General features: G+C 38.8%; 26 protein-coding genes and 1 riboswitch. Of the genes, 2 read left to right on the forward strand and 24 right to left on the reverse strand.

Annotated features, from left to right (window positions below):
* Position 1 precedes the first annotated feature (1 nt).
* The 5 genes from nrdG to IEU65_RS00915 form a co-directional block, all read right to left on the reverse strand.
* Positions 2 to 583, reverse strand: a complete 582-nt coding sequence (gene nrdG / locus IEU65_RS00895) for an anaerobic ribonucleoside-triphosphate reductase activating protein (protein ID WP_031941021.1) — start codon at positions 581 to 583, stop codon at positions 2 to 4.
* Positions 519 to 2,729: an anaerobic ribonucleoside-triphosphate reductase gene (gene nrdD, locus IEU65_RS00900; protein ID WP_168441466.1), complete on the reverse strand. Its 2,211-nt coding sequence runs from the start codon at positions 2,727 to 2,729 to the stop codon at positions 519 to 521. The genes nrdG and nrdD overlap by 65 nt, the downstream gene beginning before the upstream one ends.
* A 233-nt stretch (positions 2,730 to 2,962) precedes the next feature.
* Entirely contained in the window at positions 2,963 to 3,922 is a 960-nt protein-coding gene (locus IEU65_RS00905) for an ROK family glucokinase (protein WP_031941020.1), read from the reverse strand.
* 161 nt (positions 3,923 to 4,083) lie between these two features.
* Positions 4,084 to 4,290 (reverse strand): YqgQ family protein, encoded by a 207-nt coding sequence (locus IEU65_RS00910; protein ID WP_004912041.1) that lies wholly within the window; start codon positions 4,288 to 4,290, stop codon positions 4,084 to 4,086.
* Positions 4,287 to 4,970: a rhomboid family intramembrane serine protease gene (locus tag IEU65_RS00915; protein ID WP_031941019.1), complete on the reverse strand. Its 684-nt coding sequence runs from the start codon at positions 4,968 to 4,970 to the stop codon at positions 4,287 to 4,289. The genes IEU65_RS00910 and IEU65_RS00915 overlap by 4 nt, the downstream gene beginning before the upstream one ends.
* A gap of 118 nt (positions 4,971 to 5,088) precedes the next feature.
* On the opposite strand from IEU65_RS00915, the gene IEU65_RS00920 reads away from it, so the two are divergent.
* The gene (locus tag IEU65_RS00920) at positions 5,089 to 5,382 is read left to right on the forward strand and encodes an AFWIR motif membrane protein (protein WP_010279232.1); all 294 of its coding nucleotides are present in this window, start codon (positions 5,089 to 5,091) and stop codon (positions 5,380 to 5,382) included.
* 90 nt (positions 5,383 to 5,472) lie between these two features.
* Here IEU65_RS00920 and ntdP read toward each other — a convergent pair whose 3' ends face one another.
* Genes ntdP through IEU65_RS00955 form a run of 7 tightly spaced genes read right to left on the reverse strand, consistent with a single transcriptional unit; the run spans position 5,473 to position 11,184 of the window.
* Complete coding sequence (gene ntdP, locus IEU65_RS00925; protein WP_004912026.1) at positions 5,473 to 6,042, reverse strand: nucleoside tri-diphosphate phosphatase; 570 nt, start codon at positions 6,040 to 6,042, stop codon at positions 5,473 to 5,475.
* A 53-nt stretch (positions 6,043 to 6,095) separates the two neighbouring features.
* Positions 6,096 to 6,896: a recombination regulator RecX gene (gene recX / locus IEU65_RS00930; RefSeq protein WP_010279225.1), complete on the reverse strand. Its 801-nt coding sequence runs from the start codon at positions 6,894 to 6,896 to the stop codon at positions 6,096 to 6,098.
* A 56-nt stretch (positions 6,897 to 6,952) separates the two neighbouring features.
* Entirely contained in the window at positions 6,953 to 7,231 is a 279-nt protein-coding gene (locus IEU65_RS00935) for a hypothetical protein (RefSeq protein ID WP_139967492.1), read from the reverse strand.
* Positions 7,232 to 7,245: 14 nt separating this feature from the next.
* Complete coding sequence (locus tag IEU65_RS00940; protein ID WP_010279217.1) at positions 7,246 to 8,532, reverse strand: glycosyltransferase family 2 protein; 1,287 nt, start codon at positions 8,530 to 8,532, stop codon at positions 7,246 to 7,248.
* Positions 8,529 to 9,104, reverse strand: a complete 576-nt coding sequence (locus tag IEU65_RS00945) for a hypothetical protein (RefSeq protein WP_139967490.1) — start codon at positions 9,102 to 9,104, stop codon at positions 8,529 to 8,531. Before IEU65_RS00945 ends, IEU65_RS00940 begins: the two co-directional genes overlap by 4 nt.
* Positions 9,097 to 9,795, reverse strand: a complete 699-nt coding sequence (locus IEU65_RS00950; RefSeq protein WP_010279212.1) for a hypothetical protein — start codon at positions 9,793 to 9,795, stop codon at positions 9,097 to 9,099. The genes IEU65_RS00945 and IEU65_RS00950 overlap by 8 nt, the downstream gene beginning before the upstream one ends.
* A gap of 27 nt (positions 9,796 to 9,822) precedes the next feature.
* Positions 9,823 to 11,184: an FAD-dependent oxidoreductase gene (locus IEU65_RS00955; RefSeq protein ID WP_010279210.1), complete on the reverse strand. Its 1,362-nt coding sequence runs from the start codon at positions 11,182 to 11,184 to the stop codon at positions 9,823 to 9,825.
* Between the two features lie 228 nt (positions 11,185 to 11,412).
* On the opposite strand from IEU65_RS00955, the gene IEU65_RS00960 reads away from it, so the two are divergent.
* Positions 11,413 to 12,372 (forward strand): Dyp-type peroxidase, encoded by a 960-nt coding sequence (locus IEU65_RS00960; RefSeq protein WP_010279207.1) that lies wholly within the window; start codon positions 11,413 to 11,415, stop codon positions 12,370 to 12,372.
* Positions 12,373 to 12,408: 36 nt separating this feature from the next.
* On the opposite strand, the gene dapB is transcribed toward IEU65_RS00960, so the two are convergent.
* From dapB to IEU65_RS01020, 12 genes are all read right to left on the reverse strand, one after another.
* Positions 12,409 to 13,134: a 4-hydroxy-tetrahydrodipicolinate reductase gene (dapB, locus tag IEU65_RS00965; protein ID WP_010279204.1), complete on the reverse strand. Its 726-nt coding sequence runs from the start codon at positions 13,132 to 13,134 to the stop codon at positions 12,409 to 12,411.
* Positions 13,131 to 14,000, reverse strand: a complete 870-nt coding sequence (dapA, locus tag IEU65_RS00970; protein WP_010279201.1) for a 4-hydroxy-tetrahydrodipicolinate synthase — start codon at positions 13,998 to 14,000, stop codon at positions 13,131 to 13,133. The genes dapB and dapA overlap by 4 nt, the downstream gene beginning before the upstream one ends.
* A 2-nt stretch (positions 14,001 to 14,002) precedes the next feature.
* Positions 14,003 to 15,157, reverse strand: coding sequence for an N-acetyldiaminopimelate deacetylase (locus IEU65_RS00975; RefSeq protein WP_010279197.1), 1,155 nt, complete (start codon positions 15,155 to 15,157; stop codon positions 14,003 to 14,005).
* Entirely contained in the window at positions 15,157 to 15,858 is a 702-nt protein-coding gene (dapD, locus tag IEU65_RS00980; protein WP_010279193.1) for a 2,3,4,5-tetrahydropyridine-2,6-dicarboxylate N-acetyltransferase, read from the reverse strand. Before dapD ends, IEU65_RS00975 begins: the two co-directional genes overlap by 1 nt.
* A 4-nt stretch (positions 15,859 to 15,862) precedes the next feature.
* Positions 15,863 to 17,152, reverse strand: a complete 1,290-nt coding sequence (gene lysA, locus IEU65_RS00985; protein ID WP_147651310.1) for a diaminopimelate decarboxylase — start codon at positions 17,150 to 17,152, stop codon at positions 15,863 to 15,865.
* Positions 17,153 to 17,237: 85 nt separating this feature from the next.
* A riboswitch (Lysine riboswitch) is annotated at positions 17,238 to 17,405 on the reverse strand.
* Between the two features lie 108 nt (positions 17,406 to 17,513).
* Positions 17,514 to 17,858 (reverse strand): hypothetical protein, encoded by a 345-nt coding sequence (locus IEU65_RS00990; protein ID WP_010279186.1) that lies wholly within the window; start codon positions 17,856 to 17,858, stop codon positions 17,514 to 17,516.
* Between the two features lie 15 nt (positions 17,859 to 17,873).
* The gene (locus IEU65_RS00995; protein WP_010279180.1) at positions 17,874 to 19,256 is read right to left on the reverse strand and encodes a nicotinate phosphoribosyltransferase; all 1,383 of its coding nucleotides are present in this window, start codon (positions 19,254 to 19,256) and stop codon (positions 17,874 to 17,876) included.
* Positions 19,249 to 19,800, reverse strand: coding sequence for a hypothetical protein (locus tag IEU65_RS01000; RefSeq protein WP_010279177.1), 552 nt, complete (start codon positions 19,798 to 19,800; stop codon positions 19,249 to 19,251). Before IEU65_RS01000 ends, IEU65_RS00995 begins: the two co-directional genes overlap by 8 nt.
* Positions 19,801 to 19,939: 139 nt before the next feature.
* Entirely contained in the window at positions 19,940 to 20,614 is a 675-nt protein-coding gene (locus IEU65_RS01005; protein ID WP_010279174.1) for a VTT domain-containing protein, read from the reverse strand.
* A gap of 114 nt (positions 20,615 to 20,728) precedes the next feature.
* Positions 20,729 to 22,306 (reverse strand): M3 family oligoendopeptidase, encoded by a 1,578-nt coding sequence (locus tag IEU65_RS01010; protein WP_308738170.1) that lies wholly within the window; start codon positions 22,304 to 22,306, stop codon positions 20,729 to 20,731.
* A 15-nt stretch (positions 22,307 to 22,321) separates the two neighbouring features.
* Positions 22,322 to 22,552: a hypothetical protein gene (locus IEU65_RS01015; protein ID WP_010279167.1), complete on the reverse strand. Its 231-nt coding sequence runs from the start codon at positions 22,550 to 22,552 to the stop codon at positions 22,322 to 22,324.
* Positions 22,553 to 22,623: 71 nt separating this feature from the next.
* Positions 22,624 to 24,000 (reverse strand): amino acid permease, encoded by a 1,377-nt coding sequence (locus IEU65_RS01020; protein ID WP_010279164.1) that lies wholly within the window; start codon positions 23,998 to 24,000, stop codon positions 22,624 to 22,626.
* Positions 24,001 to 24,057 lie beyond the last annotated feature (57 nt).

The following is a 24,057-nucleotide window of genomic DNA, read 5'->3' on the forward strand; positions in this document are numbered from 1 at the left end:
ATTATTTCACCAATTTGTCCCAAATTACAACTCGCTCGGATGCCAATGACTTGGGTACGTCAATGATTCGTTGATTGGCACTACCTCTGAATTGTAATGTTAAGTCCTTTTCTTCTTCCAAAAAACGACCATCAACCAAAATATCAATTAACGACAATAAACGCGCTTTATCATAGGTTTCGTTTTGCAATTCATCCCAAGTGTAGCCTGTCCAAGACCATATATCTTTTGAATGACCAAACTCTTGACGAACTCGGCGACACAGTTTTAGACACACATCCGTGTTGAGAAATGGCTCTCCACCCAATAAAGTTAAACCTTGAACATAATCTTGACTTAAATCTTCAATAATTTGGTCTTCTAATGCTTGCGTGTAAGGTTGTCCAAAATGGAAATTTTGAGCAGCAACGTTATAACAACCAGGGCACAGAAACAGGCAGCCACTCACGTAAAGGCTACAACGCACCCCCTCGCCATCAACGAAATTAAAAGCCTTGTAGTCAGCGATATAGTTTTGACTATACTTCTGCGCCGTCCATTCTTTTGGCATCGGATTGTTTGGTTTTCGCATAGATCGCGGCATGCTCGATCATCTCCTTGGTCATATTCTTTTCACGCGAAATAATTTCAATATGTCGCCCATGAACCATGGGCCGTTGTTGCGGATTACCAAGATAACCACAAGTTCTCTTGACAACATCGCAGAGCGCTGGATCATGGTTCCCACATTCAGGGCACATAAATCCTCGAGCAGTGGCTTTAAATTCACCAGCAAATCCACATTTAAAACATTTATCAATACAAGTGTTAGTGCCCAAATAACCGACATGATCATAAGCCCAATTCCAAACTAATTCTAACGCTTGTGGATTTTGTTTCAAGTTAGGATATTCACAATAATGAATAAATCCGCCCGACGCATATTTTGGGAACGTCTCTTCAAAACTTATTTTTTCAAACGGCGTTGGATGCTTTCTAACGTCGTAATGAAAACTATTAGTATAATAATCTTTATCTGTAATATCAGGCACATCCCCAAATTTCTGCTTGTCGAGATGGCAAAATGTATCTGTTAGTGATTCCGCCGGTGTCGAGTATAGGCTATAATGATACCCACTTTCCGCTTCCCACTGTTGGCAATACTTGTGCATCTTTTTCACAATTTCTTCAGCGAACGTATGTGCTTCGGGATTTTTTTCCCAATTTGGTCCAAAGAAAGTTAAGCATGTTTCGTATAATCCAACATAGCCCAATGAAATTGTAGCACGTCCATTCTTAAACACTTCATCAACTTTATCAGTTGCCTTGAGTCTTTTCCCAAATGCGCCGTACATGTAGAGCAATGGTGCATTTTCAGGAACAGCTTCTTTTGTTCTTTCAATCCGATACGATAAAGCTTCATGGCATAGCGCCATTTTTTCATCAAAAATTTCCCAAAATAGTGCCATATCACCTTTCGCAAATAGAGAAATACGTGGCAAATTCACCGAAACAACCCCTAAATTCATTCGGCCAGAATTAACTGTGACACCATTTTCATCTTGCCAGCCTTGTAGAAACGATCGGCAACCCATTGGTGTTTTGAAACTGCCAGTTAGTTCAACAATTTTGTCATACATTAACAAATCTGGGTACATCCGCTTCGTTGAACATTCAAGCGCCAATTGCTTAATGTCGTAATTTGGATCAGTAGGAGCAAAGTTTAATCCTTTTTTTAATGTGAAAATCAACTTTGGGAAAATAGCAGTTCGCTTTTCTTTTCCTAATCCCTTAATTCTGATATTCAAAATTGCTTTTTGAATTTCACGTTCAAGCCAACTAGTTCCCAATCCAAAATTAACGGTGGTAAATGGTGTTTGTCCTTGTGATGAGTACATTGTATTAATCTCGTACTCCAAAGCCTGCATCGCATCATAAATATCTTTGCGTGTTTTTTCTTTAGCGTAGGCGTCACTTTTGTCAGCAACTACCCATTGTTCGGCTTCAACAATATGTTTGTCATAATTCATCTGCGCGTATGGTGCCAATAATTGATCAATACGATTTGCTGAACAACCACCGTACTGCGACGAAGCGACATTAGCAATAATTTGTGCCATCTGTGCTGTCGCTGTTTGAATAGAATGTGGTGAATCTACCCACGCATTGCCTATTTTATAACCATTCGTCAGCAAATTATCAAAATCGATTAAACAACAATTTGTTGCTGGTGTCACAGGTGAATAATCTAAATCATGCCAATGAATATCGCCGCGTAAATGTGCCTTAGCAACAAGTGGCGGTAACATTTGTAGTCCCAAGGCTCGACTAGCTGCCCCCGCTTCCAAATCGCGTTGGGTATTAAACACACGACTATCTTTATTTGCATTTTCATGCACAACTGCTTCATCTCGTGAAAATAGTTTTTCAATTCTTTTTTGGACATTAGCGGCATCTGCAAAGTCTTGTTTCTCAGTCTGATAGTATGCCTCATATTCGTTAACAGCATCCAATTGTTCATAATTTGTGAGTAACGAACACAATAGATTGCGAATTTCGGAAGTTGTCACACTGACTTTAGAATCCAAATATTGATAAAAATCATGCTTAATCACATCAATAATGTGATTAGACAGATTAAGCTTTGTTAAAATAAAATTGATTTTGTATGCGTAAAATTCTGTTTCTTCCCCACTTTTCTTAATGATTGTTAGATTGGGTAAACTATCAAGTTCTATCATATGGCTCATTACTAAACGATTGCCTCCAGTGCTTTTCTAAATTGTTATAGTTAAAATGGTACAACTATTTTTTGCATAAGAGTAGGACAAAAAGTGTCCTCTATTGCCATCTTCTCTATAGAATACTGATATAATCGCATTTTAAGCGTTAAAAAATTTTATAATAATCGACGTTCAACTCACATATTTTGTTATACGCAAAAAAAGACAAATCAGTTGCATACTGATTTGTCTTTTTTTATTTATGCACGTGCAAGGCTTGCTGCGCCAATTACACCAGCATCATTCCCTAATTCGGCTAATTTCACGCGTGTTGAATTACGAACTGTTGGAAATGCAAACACCTTCCAATTTTCTTCGACACGAGCTCGCAGAAATTCGCCAGCAGCAGCTACACCACCGCCAATAACAATTGCAGATGGGTTCAAAATATTTGACATTGCTGCCGTAGCATATCCGAGATAATATGACACTTTGTTGACAACTTCATTAGCTAAAAAGTCTCCGTTTTTTGCCAAGTCGAAGACAATTTTTGATGTCACTTCTTCACCATCATCAATCATCTTTTTCAGCTTTGAGTTACCAACATATTCTTCCGCCAAATCTTGTGCCAAATGAACGACACCTGTCGCAGAAGCGTATTGTTCCAAGCAACCACGATTACCACAGGTGCACAAATAACCATTTGGCTCAACGACCATATGACCGACCTCACCACCGGCACCTACTGTACCGTGAATCAGCTGACCATTTGCAACCAAACCACCACCAACACCAGTGCCTAATGTTACAAACGACACTTCATCATCGTTGTTTCCAGCACCTTTCCAAGCTTCGCCAAGCGCTGCTGAGTTAGCATCATTATCAATCGTCAATGTAAATCCAGTACCAGATTCAATATCTGCTTTAACTGGTTGCTCAGTCTTCCAATTAAGGTTAAAAGCACCCGTTACCGTACCAGTAACCCGATTAACAGTGCCTGGCGTTCCCATGCCAATACCGATAATACGATCATGATCCAGTTGATACAAATCAAGGTGGTGATTAATTGATTCCACAATATCTGGAACAATATGAGCACCATCATCTAGAATATTTGTTTTGATTGACCATTTTTGCTGAATTTCACCTTGATCTGTCAAAATTGCAAACTTGATAGTTGTACCACCAAGATCGACACCGATAAGTTTATCTTTTGCCATGATAATTATAATAATGTTGCCCGATTTAATGACTGCAAGTTCACTGGACAGCCTCAATGAGGACAACATATTTCCTCCGTATGAATTGATTACCTACTCATTCTAACAGATATGACTAGCCAAGTGCAAGCGGTTTCACAGTCTAAAAAAAACAATGATAGTCAATCACTGGGACTTTCAAGTTCCAATCGATGTTCGTGTGCCAAAATGACTTTCATTGTTGCATACATTTTTGGTTGTATAATATCGGCTTTATATAAATTATCGACTTCTAAAGCAGCCATTTCGATGTCCCACAGCCGCTTACCAACATGAATATACACACCGAATTCTTTTAAATATTGTAGAACATCATAAAAAGTTTTCATGATCTTACTCCCATAAAGACAGTTAATCCGATTAAAAGCACTGTCAGTAATACCATCACTAGCCGAACATGCCAGCTGAATTTGCCGTTACGACTATAAAAACCAAAAATCATGGCAAACATTACACCACCAATGAAGCCGCCAAAATGCCCCCAAAGGTCAATATTTGTGGCAGAAAAACTTGACAACAATGTCAATAAAATAAACAATCCCATCATTGATCCTAATGCCCTTACGTTGGGGTCATGACGGAACTGATAAGCAAATATCATCAAGCCACCAAATAAGCCGAATAATGCTGTCGAGGCACCAACTGAAATCGTATTTGGCGAAAATAAATACGAAAAAATATTACCTGAAATACCGGAAAAAAAGTATAATCCCAAAAACTTACGGCTACCAAAAGCGTCTTCTGCTATTGGACCAATAAACCACAAAGTCAGCATGTTAGTGACAATATGCATAAAACCAGCGTGCAAAAATATAGGCGTGATTAAACGCCAATATTGCGAATCGTCCTTGATATAAGGTCCCCATTTAGCACCTACTTGGACCAAAAAATAGCTATTGTCGGTTGTCCCACCACTGACGACCAGCTCAATCACAAAAACAACAATTGTTACTGTCAATAATATCGTGGTTACTGGTGCAATTAAATAATGTGTTTTTAACGTTTTCATAGTACCCATTTTAACAGATTATAACCTTCGTTGCTCATATGAACTGTTCTATATACATATCATTTTTAATAGTCCTATGTTAAAATGACAACAATTAGTTATGTAAGGAGAACAACCAATGCTTGGTATTCTATTAGTCCCATTCTTTATTTTGATAGCTTTTATTTATTTAATCACTTTTATGTTCGTTAATACATTCGGTGTTGTTTCGCGACTCATTTTCGCCATCGTGATTATCTTATTACTAGCTTTTATCGTGAAAAACTTCTGGGCGGTCGTCGGTTTTATTTTATTGATTGCATTTGCTTTCTGGATTCGCCAGAGGTTTATTCAACCGCACATGAATCATCAAACGCAACAAGACCCATCGACATTTGATGGCGAATTTGAGGAAATGGATAAAGATAAGTAATCGTTTAGGCTCTATTTAATCAAATTGAGCCTTTTTGTTTGCATATAAATGACCAAACAAAAAAGCATTCAAATAATCAAATGCTTTATTTCAACGACGATCTTTCAACCGCTGTTGCATCAAATACTGATACCTTGCGTACCAAACATCTACATAACCCTGCGAAAACGGACCCGTGCCAGCGTTAATCCAATCAACCAAAATTTTGACATGTGCTTTTAAAATCTTATCGATTTCTGGTGGATAATGCCATTTCTTACTGTGAGCTGCGTATTCGTCAGCGTCTAGTAAATGTTTTTCGCCATCTGGAAACACTTTAACATCAAGATCGTAGTCAATATATTTAAGCGCCTCTTTATCCAATACATAAGGAGATGCTAAATTACAATAATACGATACGCCATTATCACGAATCATCGCAATGATGTTAAACCAATACTTTTTGTGGAAATAAACAATGGCTGGTTCACGTGTCACCCAACGCCGACCATCGTCTTCAGTCACTAAAGTATGATCATTTAGGCCAATAATCGCGTTCTCACTGGTCTTTAAAACCATGGTATCGCGCCAAGTTCGATGCAACGAGCCGTCGTGCTTATAGCTTTTGATCGTGATGAAATCACCTTCGCGTGGCCCGCGACCTGGTTTATCAACGCTCATAACGCTACCTACTCTTCTAACACCGAATTTCTATTTCAGTATACCACAATTTACTAGTCGTCTTCCAGCATTAAATTAGCCAATACGCTATCAATTAAATCAGAAGTGTATCCTTTTGCGTAGAGACCTTTTTTCGTTTTAAATTGGCGTTTTGAATTATCGTCACGATGATAGCGTCGCCATAATTTATCAGCTTCTCGTTGAATATTTTCTAGCTCTGACTGATCATCATTTTCTTCCTCTAAATGACTAACCGCATTTTGTGCCATATCAAAAGAAAAACCTTTTGTAGCGAGTGCCGTAATGATTTTTTGTTGCTTACTGCGCATTGATTCTCGTTTATACGTAACAGCTGCTTTTTGGGCGATTTGTGTTGCAATGATGATTTGTTCCTCAACGGTGTAGGTTGCCAATGCTTCTTCAATGTCGCTATCAGAGACACCTGCTTGTTTAAGCGCCATTTTAATAACAATTGGACCCTTTGGACTAATTGTTTTTTTAGTGGCAACATAATGCATGGCGTAATTAAGGTCATCAAGGTAATGTTGCGCCTCTAATTGACTGATCACTTGTGATTGCACTTGTTCAGGTATGTCTTTATCGTTCATTTTTAGCTGAACTTGTTTTATTGTCCGAAGCGAATGACCAAGATAGTTCAGGGCAACGCGCATTGCTTTCGCAACTTCGTCGCTCAATTTAATATCAGCAATCAAGTCATCATCCAGCTCACGCCCTTTCGCTAATCCGTATTTAATCAGAACACTCTCAGATACACCAAACGCAAATTGATTATCTAAATCAATGTTGTATCGACCAGCTTGTTTTTGAACTGAAATTTTGGTTATTATTTTCATAACGATGTGATATTTCTCCTCTGTCAACCAAAATCAGCCTAAAAAACAATATAAGTTCAATTCATCAAGTGAGCAGCAAAAGTCACAAACATCAAAATAAAAAAAAGAAAAGATAGCACCATTACAAAGACGCTAACAATAAAATCTTTATTTACCAGATAATAATGTTTCTGCGTGATTTCATTTCTTTTTTGATACCACTCTCGACGATTTTGATTGCATACTATACTGGTTAATATCATACCAAAAAAGCACAATACAAGTACAGCAACGCTCACCCAAAAATTAATCTGTGTATTTTGGGTCAATTGTGGCACTGCTCCTAGCAAAATCATGACTACCTCCAAATTTATTTTTTCATTTTTGTTCTAGTTGGGCTAACCCATGTCCCTTGCCCAGATAATCCCAAGACGCTTTTCAGGGCTGGAATAAAAGTAACAACTATTGTAATGGCGTTCATTTGCCAATACCATGCCATATACATGGGTGCAAATAGGAGATATTTTAATTTTGCACCGTGATTATCAAGCGCTAATGATGCCACTAATTGCCAGATGCCAACCATCGAGATGAATGCCGAGAAGACAAACGCAATATCCAACGTATGAACTAATTGCTCAGTATCGTTGGTAAAAAGAAAATACAGTAATCTTAACGCTAACCAAGTGGTAAAGATTAAATAATAAAAGCTCCAAATGATACTGCCTGTCTGATCTATTAACAAAACAATTTTTGAAACATGTCGAATTGGATGCTTAAAAATACGAGTAAAATTGGTAATCCAAGCTTCTGTGCCACCTTTGGCCCATCTTTTCCTTTGACTATATAACATGCTCAGCGTGCTAGGCACGTTGATGTAACATAGTATATCTGGCGCAAAAATGCCTTGCCATCCGTTAAATTGTTGATCCCAAGCTATCGATATGTCTTCGGTTGCACGATCCTGACGTAATCCGCCACAATCAAGCACAGCGTCCTTGCGATACATTGTATTTGCACCTGAATAAGCATACATACTGCCAAGAACACCAAGCTGTGATCTTTTAATAATACCCACAATGCTGGAAAACTCAACGGTTTGTGATTTTTCCAATAGTAAAGACCGATTTTGGACATCTATGTTTGCTGTGACGGCAGCAACATTTTGACCACCAGGGCGCAAAAAATAATTCATGTACTTCCAAAGCCCATCTGGCGCACACACCGTATCCGCATCGTTACTCAAAATATAGTCCCCACGACAAAAAGATAACCCGATATTAAAAGCATGTGCTTTACCCTTATTCTTATTGACACGTAAAACACGTAACTTCTCATATTTAACACTTAGTCTAGACAAAATTTCAGGGGTTGTATCAGTTGAGCCATCATCACAAACCAGCACTTCATAATTATGATATTCCAAATCGTTCATTAAATAATCAATCGTATCTTCAATAACCATTTCTTCATTATGGCAAGGAATCATGATTGTAATCATTGGCTCTTTTTCAACTCGAATTTTTTTAAAATCACGATCCAAAATTTTACCAACGTACACTGTGCGATAAAAAATACCACCAATAGTCCAAGCAATAGCGCCGATAATCGGATATAGGGTCAAAATTTGCACAAAAACTGTCAGAATTTGCTTCATTTAATTTCTACCCCACTTTCCTTAAATAAGTCACTAATTAGGTGATCATCAATATTTTGTTCTTCATTAACAGCATAATATTTCGTTGATTCACGAAAGCTTTTATCGCCATATCTACTCGTGTAAAGCTCATTCATGACTGACTTTCGCGCCTGAAGTTTATCGTCATTATACGTCATTTGATTCGGATATATTTTCTGTTCACGATAATTATTTCGTACCAAAAATGCCAAACTGCATACCAACACAACGACTATCGCAATTAAGATTGAAGCTTGTAAGAATTTAGTAAGATCAAACCCATCTTGATAATGCCAATGATACAATGATTGCCAAAAGCGACCATTTTGTAGTGAATCAAACAATATCAAGACTGGCAACACGAGTACGATTAAGAAAGCAAAATTGATGCCGAATTGTCGTAATTTAAGTTCCCAGTGTCCTTTGTCAAAAAAATCATCTTGCACAAAATTTTTCACATCTTGCGTATTTGAGACCTTATCATCAACCGCAATAAAAACACTTTCTTGACTAAATTGCTTAGTATTGGATTGTATATTTTTGTCAGTCATTTTTTTCAGCCAATTCAATTTTTTGTGCCAAGTTATCATTACGGTTCAACAGATACTTCTTTTCCAATTGTAAAAGCGTCTCTTTTGGGAAAATATTGGCATAATAGCCTGTATTTTTAAGGTCGAGTTGTAAAGCATATACCGCTTCTTTAATAAATGATGCTTGCCCACTTTCCATATATTTGATAATGACCAGTAAAAACTCAGATGACAGAAATTTTTCTGGAATCTTTGAGTCCTTAAGTATCGAATCGTTGACAATTTTTGAAGCTTTCTGATCAATTGCATCAACTTCTAATCGTAAGTTTGCCTCTAAATCTTGATTAATTAATTTTTTAATTGGCCTAAAAGCCTTATATTTTGACAATTCTTTTGACAACATATAGACGATTAAGAATAAAAAGGCCGACAACATTAATAATCCAACAACCCGCGTCCAAATATTTTCAGTCGTGCCAGTGCTGCCATACATTAAACTTGCTGCGCGATTAGAAAACACAATGCTTCCCAATAAAATCATTGGTAAAATTAATGCCACAACACTTGTAATCAGCGATTGTCTGTCGTTTGACTCTTTTTTAAATGCTCTGATACACTCATTTCTGGAAAAGGCGTTTTTTTCTAATTCTTGCAAAAGTTCCCATGACACATAGCAATAGTCTAACTCGCTAATCTTCTGGTTTGTTACCATTGTCAGCACTCCTTTCCAACGCCAACTTTACTTGACGGCTCTTTCTTTTTGGCGAATCGTATCAGCAAGAATTTGCGTGAAACTTCTAGGATTATTGAAGCCATGTTTGAAATAAAAATCACTGTATTGAAGGTCTTCAACCGTTAAATTATTTTGGATGGCTAGCGAAATAATCTCTGCTTGCGCGCCAACCTCAAAGGCTGATCCTTTACACTGGATACCTAATATTTTGTGCGTCTCTTTTTCATAAACCAAGTAAGCTTCAAAGAAACCATTGCCACTAACATACTGATCTCTGATAGAGACAACATCGCTATCAAAACCTTCTCGCTTCGCCTTTTCGTTTGTCAAACCAGACATACACAACGAAATATCACGATCAAAATTAAGTTTGTACGTACCTTGTGAATTTTTCAATTTCACACTATTGCCGGCCAAATTAACGCCTGCAACGTCTCCTTGGCGAATAGCATCACTCGCGTGTGGCACATAAGTTGGTTCCTTCACGTTGGTTAGCTTGGTTGTCGCACAATCACCAACGGCATAGACATCCGGATGACTCGTTTGCATGTAATCGTCTACAATAATCGCGCCGCGATCACCCAGTGCAACTTGATCAGCAACTAAAAACGAATTGGGTCTAAACCCAGTTGCATAAATAATACCGTCAGCCTCAAAATGTTGACCATCAGCCGTCCTGACACGACTAATTTTCCGATTGTTATCTTGTAGAATTTCCTCGTCAATGCTCGTAATCAAAGTATTTGTGATAATTTTAACGCCATTTTCTACCAATGCATTTTGCATATCAAGCGCAATTTCTTTATCCAAATATCGGTTTAAGATGAAATCTGAAGAATGAATGATTGTGGTATCAATTTTCAATTCACTCAAAATTTTAGCCATTTCAATGCCAATAGCGCCACCACCAATCACAATACAACTCCGACTTTCAGCCATTAATTGTTTAATTTTGACCGCATCTTCAAATTTTTTGATAACATATAGTTTATCCAAAAAACCATCTTGGACTAAGGACAGACTGGGATATGAGCCAGTCGCAATGACTAATTTATCAAAATGATCCTCCTTGGTTACATCATAAACCGTGTCAACATAGTGAATTGACTTATGATTGAGATCAACAGCATCAATCACAGTTTGTGTTTTAACCGTAATATGCTTTTCTTCTAGTTCAGCAATTGTGGTATAACTTGATAACTTCAAAAAATTACTATCGCCAGCTAAATAGAGCGGTATACTTTGCGCTACAAAACCGATACTTTTTTGCTTTTCATAAATGATAATGTTACTGTCTGGATTTTCTTCCCTCGCGCGTAACGCACACGCTATGCCGGCATGACTAGCGCCGATGATTCTAATTTCCATATCGCTTCTCCTTGCTCAATATTGGCTATTATAATGTTAATAATGCAAAATAGTCTTACTTAATCATCATAAAACTAATATTATTACCTATTTACGTTTATTTTACATGATAAATGTGAATTTTATGTGATTTATAGGTACATTAGAACTAATGTTATTTAGAATGATTATTGATTAAAATGATTATTTAGCGTATGATAGCACTAGATTAATAATTGGAGGGAAAAAATGACAATTAATCCATTAAAAGCACAAGATGTTTGGAAAGATGTTGGCGAGCACGTTCAATTCACTGTGCTCAAGTTAAAGAGAATAGATCGCTCAAAGACCCAAGCTGCGATTCAGGAATTTGCTGACCGTTCACAGGCAATTATTCGTTCGTTACGCATTCGTGATTCTCATTTAGCAACAGAATCAAGCTTGAAAGTTGCCATTGGATTTAGTGAAACAGCTTGGGAATATCTTTTCCCAAATCAACCTAAGCCTGCTGAATTAGAAACATTCAGCGGTGTTAAGGGTCCAGAATACGAAATGCCTGCTTCAACTGGCGATCTTTTTTTCCACATACGCGCTAGTAATGAAGCTGTTGTCTATGAAGCGCAAACACAATTTATGCGTTTTCTAAAAAATATCACTGATGTTGTTGATGAAACTAAGGGATTCCGATATTTTGAGGGACGTGCAATCATTGGTTTTATTGATGGTACGGAAGCGCCGGCCGTTGAAGATGCTGCTGGTTATGCCCTCATTGGTGAGGAAGATCCTAAATTCATCAACGGTTCTTATGCTTTTGCCCAAAAGTGGCATCACAATATGGATTTTTGGGGACATCTCAATAATGAAACCCAAGAAAAAGCAATAGGACGTGAAAAATTTACCGATCTAGAATTAGAAGATGATGACAAATTCAAGAACGCTCACAACGTTGCTTCTAAATTTGAAAAAAATGGCGAAGAACAAAAAATTGTTCGCATGAATGTACCATTTTCAGATCCAGCTTTAGGCAACACCGGTACTTACTTCATTGGGTATTCACGCTATTGGTCAGTTACCAAAGGCATGCTAACAAATATGGTAGAACAGTCTGATTATTTACTCACATTTTCAGATATTTTATCAGGTCAACTTTTCTTTATCCCTTCTCGTGATACTTTGGCTGATATCGCCGATGGTGTTTATAATCAATAAAAAAAGTTACTTCGGTTCATCACTGAAGTAACTTTTTTAGTCTAATAACTGGTCAAGTCCAATTACGAGATGATCTAATTTTGTAACAGCATTTAATGCCATAATGACACCTGGCACAAACGCAGCACGACTTGTTGTGCTTTGTGACAATGTAAGTTGCTCATCAATACCGCCAAAGTACACTGTTTGTTGCGCAATGTAACCTGGTAAACGCATCGCATGCACAGGCACATCATCAACTCTTTCGCCACGTGCTTCACCCAGCGTTGTCTGCGTTGGTGCCTCACGTCGTGAACTCGCAATCATCCGTGCAGTTTGTTTAGCCGTGCCAGAGGGTGAGTCCACTTTTTTGGGATTATGCGCTTCAACAATTTCTACATCTGGAAAATATTGCGCAGCCGTTTTTGAAAATTGCATTAACAATACAGCTGACAAACTAAAGTTTGGGACAATTAAAATACCATTTGTCGCTGAAGCTTTAAGGTGAGCAACTTGCGCATCGCTTAATCCTGTCGCACCAATGACTAATGCCATATGATGAGCAATTGCATACTGGGCGTTCTCATATACGGTCGCTGGTGTGCTCACATCAAGCCAGATATCTGCTGATACATCAATATCTTCAAGAGATGTCCAAACTGGTATGTCACTATCATGCTGATGCCCACTTAAAATGCCAACAATTTCATAATCGGCCTTGAGACCATTTTGAATCGCCTCACCTAATTTGCCGAAGCCACCTGCTAAAATAATTTTTGTCATGAGTTCTCCAATAAATCATTCAGATGTGCTTTTTCAGCTTCAGCCAAGGCTAAAATTGGCAATCGAACATCTTCTCTTATCAGACCAAGATCTGCCAGTTTTGTTTTTACTGGTGCTGGAGATGGATAAGCAAATAGCGCATTCATTCTTGGCGTCAGGTAGCGTTGCAATCGACCAGCTTCTTGCCAATTATTTGTCGCCATCGCTTTAAATAGTGCCGTCATCTCATCACCATATATGTGTGAAGCGACTGAAATAGTTCCCGCCCCACCCACAACGTAAGCAGATAAGGTCATCGCATCTTCACCAGTATAAACTGAGAAATCAGTCGTACCAGCAACTTCAGCTGCAATTAAATCAACCGAAGTTGTTTCTTTAATAGCGTTAATGTTTGGATGCTTTGCAAGCTTTAAAACACTGTCTATTGTCAAACCAACCACGGTGCGGCCCGGAATATTGTAAAGCATGACTGGCTTGCTCGAAGCGTCTGCAATGGCTTCAAAGTGAGCAATCATGCCTGCCTGACTTGGCTTATTATAGTAAGGTGTAACCGCTAAAATACCATCAACGCCTGCAATAGCACTTAATTCGCGCGCTGCCATAACAGACTCTTTAGTATTATTAGAGCCAGCATTCGCAATTACTAACGCACTCCCGCTGACTTGTTGGACAATATGCGTGGTTAAAGCCAGCTTTTCTTCGTGAGTTAATGTGGGAGATTCGCCTGTTGTACCTGCAACAACAAAACCTTGCGTACCATGTTGCAGCAGATGTTCTATCAAACCATCCAACGCGTTATAATCAATACTGTCATTGGCTGTAAACGGTGTTACAATTGCGGTGATTAAACGAATATTTTCGTACATTTTCAATCTCCTTGCGTCATGCGATAAACTAAAAAGGATTTAAGGGCCAAAAATCCGGACATCAGTGCTGCTTCATCAATGTTAAGCTTGGCACTATGAAGTGGATGGGAATCATTTACGCCTAACCACAACATCACGCCAGGAATATGCTGTAATAAATACCCAAAATCCTCGCCCGTCATAGCCGGTTTGGCTAATTCAAAGTTGATATTGTCATCTTCCGTCATGTAATTGATCAAGTTTTCAGCCAATTTCGGATCATTTTCCACTGGCAAATAACTGCCACTTTCCAAAGACACTTCGATAGTCAAATCATTGGCTAACGCAATACCATCAGCTATTTTTTGAATGCGTGCCATCATCGTTTTCAATCCAGCTAATGTCATGCTACGTACTGTACCTTCCAAATGAACACGATCTGGAATAACGTTATTTGCGAAGCCACCTTGGATTGTGCCAATACTGACAACCCCGCCTTCAATTGGATCAACACCACGCGAAACAACTGTTTGTAACGTTGTGATCAACTCCGCGGCGCCTACAATTGGATCATGAACCAAGTGAGGATAGGCTGCATGACCGCCTTGACCAATGACATCCACCTTTAACTCAGCAGTACCAGCAAATAAAGTGCCTGCTAACGTACTCAAAGTACCAGCAGGTAAATCAGGTTGATCATGAATACCATAGAATTCATCGGGGCGCCATTGCCCTTCAAATAAATTCAGTTCATAAGCTAATTTTCCACCACTCTTTTCTTCTTCTGCTGGTTGGAAAAAGATAATGACATGATCTTCTGGCTGATGTTCACTGAAATATTTAGTAATGGCCAAAGCCAAACTCATGTGAACATCATGCCCACAGGCATGCATGCGACCATCGTGTATTGAAGAAAATGGTAGCTGCGTATCTTCTGTAATTGGCAAAGCATCAATATCTGATCGGTAACCAATTGTTCTTTTAGGATGGGAACCCTCAAATCTTACTAACAAAGCTGTCGGTAGCTCAGGTACCTCTCTTATGGTCATAAAATCAGTCTGCCATGACTGAACTTTTTTGAGCAAATAATCATGTGTTTGAAATTCGGCTAAAGCTAGTTCTGGTATTTGGTGTAATTCACGCCGAAATGTTTGTATATCTGCTTCGGAAACTGTCATTAAAGACTCCTTAGTGCATCAATTAAAGCGGTTTTTTGTTGGGTTTGTTCATCAATTGTTTTGATTACTTTGGCAGGTACACCAGCAACCACCGTGTTTGCCGGTACATCTTTGGTGACAATCGCACCAGCAGCAACAACGGCACCGTCACCAACTTGCACGCCTTCAATGACGACCGCATTTGCACCAACCAAAACATTATCTCCAACTCGCACAGGTTGGGCAGATACTGGTTCAATCACACCCGCCAGTACGGCACCAGCACCAATATGTGAATTTTTACCAACAATCGCACGGCCACCAAGGACGGCTCCCATATCAATCATTGTCCCCGCGCCAATTTCGGCACCAATATTAATGACAGCACCAAGCATAATTACAGCTGAATCACCAATGCTAACTTGATCACGAATAGTAGCGCCAGGCTCAATTCGAGCATTGATAGCCTTCTTGTCCAGCAACGGTACTGCTGAATTACGTGAATCATTTTCAATTAAAACACTGTCTTCTGGCAAATTTGAAATCAATGGCGCAACATCAGCCCAATCACCGATTAACTGACCAAAAATATCATTACCAAAATGTTTGACTTGATCTGGCACCTCAGCATTAAGTGATCCTTTATAGGTTACTTTCACGGGTGTCTTTTTGGGTGCATTTGCAATAAAGTTGATCAAACGTTGTGCTTCGTTTTCAGGCATTCTACTATTCTCCTAAAGTATAATCTCGGTCTAATGACACTAAATGTTCAAATGTTTCTCGTTCTACAATCAATTGGTGTTGGCCGTTTTCGACAAATACCACTGCCGGTCTGGGATTACGGTTATAGTTCGAGGCCATGGCATAACCATAAGCACCCGTTGCATTTACCGCTAAGATATCCCCTGGTTTTATGGCCGGTAAAGCTTGTTGCCAGACTAATACATCACCAGATTCGCAATATTTACCAGCAACCCGAACAACTTCTTCAGTTTGAGCATTCGGTTGATTGGCTAATACGGCTGTGTAATTAGCTTGATATAACGCTGGTCGAATATTATCACCCATACCACCATCAACGGCCAAATAATGGCGAATATCAGGAATGTCTTTTCTTGAGCCAATTGTATACAGTGTTTTTCCAGCCGGTCCAACAATTGAACGTCCAGGTTCAATCCATATTTCTGGCATTTTCCAATCATATTCAGCAGCTTTTGCTTTCAATACACGAATAATAGCCTGTGCAAATTCACTTTCAGGTAACGGCTTATCCTCATCAGTATATTTAATACCAAAACCACCACCGGCGTTAATGACTTCAGGTTGCCATCCCCAAGCATTAGCTGTATCAGCAAGAAGCGCGGCGTTTTGTTCAAAACCAGTGACATCAAAAATTTGTGACCCAATATGTGCGTGCAAACCACGTAAGTTTAAATGATCATCATTGATGGCAATGTCAAAAGCCTCTTTCGCCTGCCCAGATATTAAATCAAAACCAAATTTACTATCTTGCTGACCGGTACTGATAAATTCGTGCGTATGTGCTGAAATGCCAGGCGAAATTCGTAACAAAATGTCCTGTTTAATGGCATTTTTTTCAGCAATTTCAGAAAGTAATTTTAGTTCTAAAAAATTATCGACAATAATTGTCCCAACACCCTGCTTAACAGCAAATGTCAATTCATCATAACTTTTATTATTGCCATTAAAACTTAAATGCGCTGCTGGAAAGCCAGCAGCCAGCGCTGTATATAATTCACCACCAGACACCACATCTGCATGAATGCCTTCCTGAGCGACAACTTGATAGATTGCTTTTGTGGCAAATGCTTTTCCAGCATAACTAATCACAAATGGAATCTTTTCTTGTTCAAATACTTGTTTAAAAGCACGGATTGTCTGTCTGATATGACTTACATCATAAACATACAGCGGTGTGCCATACTTTTTCGCTAATTCAATGGTATCGACGTCTTCAATTGTTAAATGCTGATTCGTATTCGTTGGATAACTCATGCTTTCCCCTTATTCACAATAAAAAGCCATTAGTCTGAGCCTCACGGTTACAGTCTAACGGCTTTTTTAATTTACCAATTTTGACAGTTGCCATAGCTCACCGCACGTATGCGACAGTCTAACGGTTCTTAACCCTTAGCCCAACACGTTTCATTTGTAGATAAAACGTATTTCGGCGACGTCCCCTAACCTACCATCAACCCCTACAAGAGCTCCGGCAGGCGCAATGTCAATCGCAACCTCTATGTGAAATATATAAGTATTTTTAACTATTATCCCTTGAAAATTAGAAAATGTCAAGGTAATTATTTACTTGTCTTTAATCTTAAGTTATAACCTTGTTTTGTGAACAACATATTGATTAAAATTCTTGATCAATAAATGTTAAACCAAGCTCTTTACCATAGCGTCTTATTGTTGATTCTGCTAAGTTCATTTCAAAAGCTAAATCAATGTAACTAGTCATCCCCTGATTAAACAAAACTTGCATTTGCGCTTTTCTTTCATCTTTTCCGATAGCTGATTCAGTGCCTAATGCTTTAATACCACGCCCAACCATACCTGTTTCAGGTTCACTAATTGGTTGATGATCGCGCTTATCACGTTGACGCCATGCTTGTGCTGCGGCTTTTTCATCTAGTCGGGTGACTTTTACTGACATATCGTCATCACTTGGCTGTTTACTAAAATGATAGTTTAATCCCACTTGTTATTAGTCCTTTCAATCATGATTGTTGGCGCGAGCCAATATGTCTGCACCATTAATTGGTGACACAATCCCATTATGGTAGACTACCTCTAATAGATCTTCACCAGGTTCGTTTTGCGAAACAGTGATGATCTTTTGCTCACGCTGAATGACTTTCAAACGTCCCGATTTTGATGCCTTTGAGACATCAGTTTTAGGCATTTTTTGAATGTTGAGATGATCACCGTTAGATTTCTCGGCATACGCGGCTTTAATAGCAAACCGTTCGGTATCACGTGTGAATCCTTCTTGTAGCAAGCCACCACCAGAACCAACAACCAAATTATCAGCTGACCACCCTTCTGCCAGCAGCTTTTCATAAAGTGATACGATGGTATCAGCTTTCATACCATCACCTTGAATAATACCAACATTATGTTTAATCACGCGATAGCCTTTATCGTTTGTTTCAGTACCAAAAATGTCACCCAAACACCTTAATACCTCTAAATCAATCTGTTCAGGATCACCTGAATCAGGACGTAAAACTATTCTACCTGATCGTTTCATGATTCTTGATTTAATTGAATCAGATCCAATCACATTTTTGACAAAGTTGATGGCATCATAAGAATCGATCACGATCGACAAAACCGCATCTTCTGGTGCACGATCAAGTTGCGCATTCACGTAATCGAATTCACCTTGACCATCACCATAAGCAGTTGCGACCGAATGTTCAGTCGCCCAAACAGACAAAGCCCGACCCGCAATACCATAAACGTTCTCGAAGTATTGTGACGCCGCCAAATTATCAGATCCTTGAAAATGTAACAAATGCGCAGCACCCCCGCGTTTGCCAGATTCCAAACTCGTAGCGCCTCGCAGCCCAAAATCATTCACTGCTAAAAACAAACCATCAACTGAACCAGACTGCTCAAACAATGGCCGCAAACGTTTTTTAATCACCATAGAGTTAGTGGCAATTGTCGTTGGATACCAGACATGCATTAAAATGACTTCCAAAGCATTCAACGTTGTGGCAAACCACGGTGCTGTCGTTTCAATTGTAAATAACGCATTTCCCGTTGGCACAGTCATGCCTTCAGGTAATGCCTTGATAGTAACAGGAAAGTAGCCTAAGTCACGAACTTTTTCCCAGACAGCACGATTAAAGTAAGCTGATGTTCCAAATGTTTGTAAAGACATTTTTTCAGCTTCGTCTATCATATCATCAGTAATTTTGGTATGAAAATAATCATGCAAAATCATCCCCAAACCAAACCAACTGACTTGATCAAACTGACCACCGACACGTGCTTCGCCATAGGAATATAACTTAGTAATATCATCAGGATACTGTAAATGGTGAGTTAACTTGTAAGCATCTGTCGCTATAATTAAATTTTCAACCATGCTTTATCTCCGTCAATTCAGTCGTGACAAGCATACGAGTCACGTCTGTAAACGTTTCGCCACTATGGCGAATCAAGCGCCAATCATATTCTTTATCATCGTTAAATTCATCAATATAGGGTTCAAACTCACCATCAGTTTGTAAAATTAAATAGCCAGCGAAAGCAGCAATAAATTCTGATTCTGTTTCGACGATTCGTGTTAATTGATTGTTATCAAAAAAGCCAACTGCAAGTTTATCAGATTCCCACTGACCTTCAAATGCCCATTTTAAGGTTATCCAGTCTGACATTGTTATACCAAGATTCAACAAATAGTCGACAGATAGGCGAATGTGAATAGGGTGCGCTATTTTTTGTGTCTCAATACCCTTGGCATCCAATTGCGCTGAAAAAATACCACTGAGCGCTTCTAGTTCACTGACCGCTGGCATGATGGCTTCGTTTTCCCAAGCCAAAACGGTTTCACTTGCAACATCAAGTGCATCAGAAATTTCTTGACGGGTCATTTGGGTTAACTGTTGTAATTTTTCAATATTATTCATGGTTTCATCTCATACCATCGGTATTCCGAGGGCTTATCTCATTTTCTTTCTATTGTAACACGAGAGCAATCATTACTTAATTGAATTTATCATAAAGCCACCTGATATAGTGGTATATCAGGTGGCTTTATGATAAATATTATTTTTTAGATAACTTCTTTTGTCGGCGTGAAATCATCGCTGAACGAATGATACCAATAATCGTTGGCAACAATGTTACTAAGGCGATCCCTAAAATAATAATTGAAAAATGCGCCTTAACAAACGGAATATTGCCAAACAAGTACCCTGCCCCCGTGGCAATCAAACTCCACGTAAACGCAGCAATCACGCTGTTTTTCAAAAAGCGACTATACGGGAACTGACTAATACCTGCCACAAACGGCACAAAGGTTCTCACAATCGGCATGTAACGCGCAATAATGATGGCAACCGCACCCCTTTTCTCGAAAAAGCCCTCTGCTTCTCGAATATGTTCCTCTTTAATGAAGCGCCCAATCATTGGGTGCCGAATCAGCTGATAACCACCTGTTCGGCCAATCCAAAAGTTCAAAGAGTCACCCAAAACGGCTGCAAAAAAGAAAACAAACATAAACACCCAATGATTTAGTCCGGCATTGAGTCCAGCCGGCGTGGCAGCAATTGCACCCGCAGCAAATAGTAAGGAATCTCCAGGTAAAAAGGGCATGATGACTGCGCCAGTTTCAATAAAAATAACTGCGAATAAGATAAGATATGTCCATAAACCAAATGATTGCACCAAATTAGCAATATGAGCATCAATATGTAGAATAAAATCAATTAAAAAAGCCATGATGAGTTTGCGCCGGTCATAATCCGCAACAGCGACGCATTTTCCTTCCAATTTCAGTAATTCTATTTTACCATATCGTTGTCATGACAACGACACAACTATTGATTGTCGTTTTTACTTAGTCGAAAAAAGTCGTTCTAGGGTATTAACATCATCTTCAAAATTCGCAAAAGCACTATCAAGATACTCGCCACTAACCATATCAACCCCTACCGATTTAATGAGATTAACTGGATAATCGACACCGCCTGAAGCCAAAAAAAGATGATAATGATCTAGCACTTGCTTATCGCCACTCAAGATTTTATTGGCAATCGCACTGGCCACCGCATACGATGTCGCATATTGATAGACATAGAAATTGTAATAAAAATGTGGCACGCTGGCAAAATGTACAGCATAACTGTCATCCGGAAAATCATCAACAATCTGCTCACCATTGAATTGATGCTCTAATTGTGTCGCCATTTGATTCAATACTGTTAAAGACAATGCTTGACCATTTTGCTCTGTTTGGTATGTTAGTTGCTCAAATTCTGCAAACTTTACCTGAGTAACAAACGTTCCCAAAAAAGTAGCAATTGATTTGGTACGCAAATAAATTTGCGCGTCACGGTCATTTTGGTATTTTTTGATCAAATAATTTTGCAATAAAATCTCGTTGAGCGTGGAAGCAATCTCGGCATTGAAAGTTGCCGCTTCACTATATTGAACCGGTTGTGTTTGATTACTTCGGACACTGTGTATCGCGTGACCCATTTCATGCACCAAAATATTAGTGCTATACAATTTATTTGTCCAATTTAATAAAATATACGGATGAACTGTTGCAATACCAATTTCAAAACCACCAGAAGACTTGCCGACATTTTCTGCAACATCAATCCAGCGATTATTTAATGCCTCTTTAACTTGGTTAACGTAATCCTCACCAAGTGGCTGCAATGCCTCTAGTGCCAGCTTTTTTCCCTCTTCATAGGTTGTTGGCAAGAAATCTTTACCAGTTAATGATACAGATAGGTCATAATGATGTAATTGCTCAACCCCAAGCACTTTTTTCCTTAAATCGTAGTAGCGGTAAACCGTATTGATATGTTCATGGGTTTTACTGATGAGTACGTCATATAGTGCTTCGGGAATGTTATTTTGTGCTAATTGCTGTGAGCGCGCACTGTGATAGCCACGTAACGCAGTAATCGTATTTTGACTGTGAACGTGGGTATTATAAAGTTTAGCCATGGTGTGCGAAACGCTAATATGCGCATGCGCTATCATATCAACAGCCTTTTTTCTGATGTCGCGATTTTGCGACTGAATAAACTGCGAAGCATTCCCCATGGTTAATTCAATTTCATCGCCATTTTCATCTTTCAATGTGCCAAAATTCAAATCAATATCATTAAGCGTGTCAAAAATATCATTAGGACTCTGAAGGGTTGCGTTTAACGTACCCAGTAATTTTTCTTCTGTCGCTGTTAATTGATGGGCACTATTTAAACGAATTCTGTCAAAATAAAATTGATAATTTAACAATTTTGGTTCTTGCGTCATATATGACTTCAATTTATCGGATTTAATACCTGATATTTCAATTCTATAAAAAGCTGTCCCCGCGTAAAAAGTTGCCATGAGGTCCTCAGATGCCCCCTTAACTTGCTGGGCAACTGGATTGGTCATATCGCTAGCATACAAAAGTTCTGCATAAGCCTAAGTTTTATCAATATTAACGTCGATCACATTCACTAACTTTTCAGTTGCCAACAATAAATTTTGAGGACTATCACCCAGATGATCTTTAAAGTCCGCAAAATGTTTAACTGTAGCTGTCGTTTGTTGACACACTTTATCGTAATCTGCTTTTGTTTTAAAAATATCAGTTAAGTCCCAAGTCAAATTCACCGGAACTTCGGACCGCTTTAGTTTTCTTTTATGAGCCATGATGAGTTTTTCCTTTTCATATTCTAACATTCATCATATCTTTTTAAAATAAAAAAGCAAGCCGTTAAGACTTACTTTGCAAGGCTAATTGTTTTAGGTTGTCTCATTGCAATGAGACCAAAGACAATGAGCCATATCGTTGACCCTAGCGCCGGAACACGGGATTCAGGATTGAAAAATAGTGTTATGAACACAAAAACAAAAAATACAATGGCCATTGGCACAAGCACTTTTGGTGCAATCACTAGGAAACCATCCGACATATAATCGTTCGATTGACGATAACGCATGTAGGCAATCAAAATGAGGACATAGATCATCAAAAACAGATCTGTGGATGCACTTGTCACGAAACTAAAAGCATTGGTGATTGTTGGAATTAATGAAATAATTGCAGAAAATGCAACCATTAGAGATGTAAACAAAATTGCTCTCACTGGTAATTTAGCATGAGACATTTTGCGGAATGGTTTTATAAATGAAGCTTTTGACTGATAAGCCAAGGCGTAAAAATTACGACTAGCACTAAATAACACCGAATTGAGGGCCGACGCAGCACTAGTTAATACAACAAAATTCACCAAGGCTGCGGCCCATTTAATGCCAGCCAATTGGAATACCATTACAAACGGACTCTGATTAGCAGGAATTTTTTGCCAAGGATAAATCGTCATGATAATAAATAACGCACCAAGATAAAAGAACAAGATTCGCCACGGAATTTGATTAATTGCTTTTGGTAAGACAGCACGGGGATTCTCGGTTTCTGCCGTGGTCATGCCAATAAATTCCATACCAACAAAGGCAAACATCACCATTTGAAAAGCATTAATAAAGTTACCAACACCATTTGGAAAAAGACTAAAATGATGCCAAACATTACTGAATGCAACATCACCAACCGTTGTTTTAAAGCCCGTCAATGCCATGATGATACCTGTAACAATCAGTGCCAAAATAGCTACGATTTTAATCATTGCAAACCAAAATTCCGTTTCACCATACAAAGCAACCGTCACCAAATTAACACATGTCAACAATAACAAAATCACGACTTGAATCAGCCAACTTGGCAAATCTGGCAGCCAAAACTGAATATATTTTGCAACAGCAGTCAACTCGGCCATGCCCATAAACACAATTGTTAGCCAATAAGACCATCGCGCAAAAAAGCCAGCACGATTCCCCATATATTTAGTAATGAAGGTGATAAAAGTATGTTGCGTTGGATCCGCATATAACAACTCACCAATAGCGCGCATCATCACAAACATAAAAAAACCAATGATGAGATAAACCAACAGGATAGATGGTCCGGCAAAATGAATGGAATTTCCAGCCCCCATAAACAAACCGGTCCCAATTGTGCCGCCAATAGCAATTAGTTGCACATGTCGATTTTTTAGACCATGTTGCTGCGGTTGATGACTCTCTTTCGTTTCTGACATATTAATATTTTAATTCTCCTTTTACTGCAAAGCACCCTGCGAAATTCGTAGGGTGCT

Source organism: Leuconostoc pseudomesenteroides KCTC 3652 (assembly GCF_014634745.1).
In the GTDB taxonomy this organism is placed as follows: Bacteria; Bacillota; Bacilli; order Lactobacillales; family Lactobacillaceae; genus Leuconostoc; species Leuconostoc pseudomesenteroides.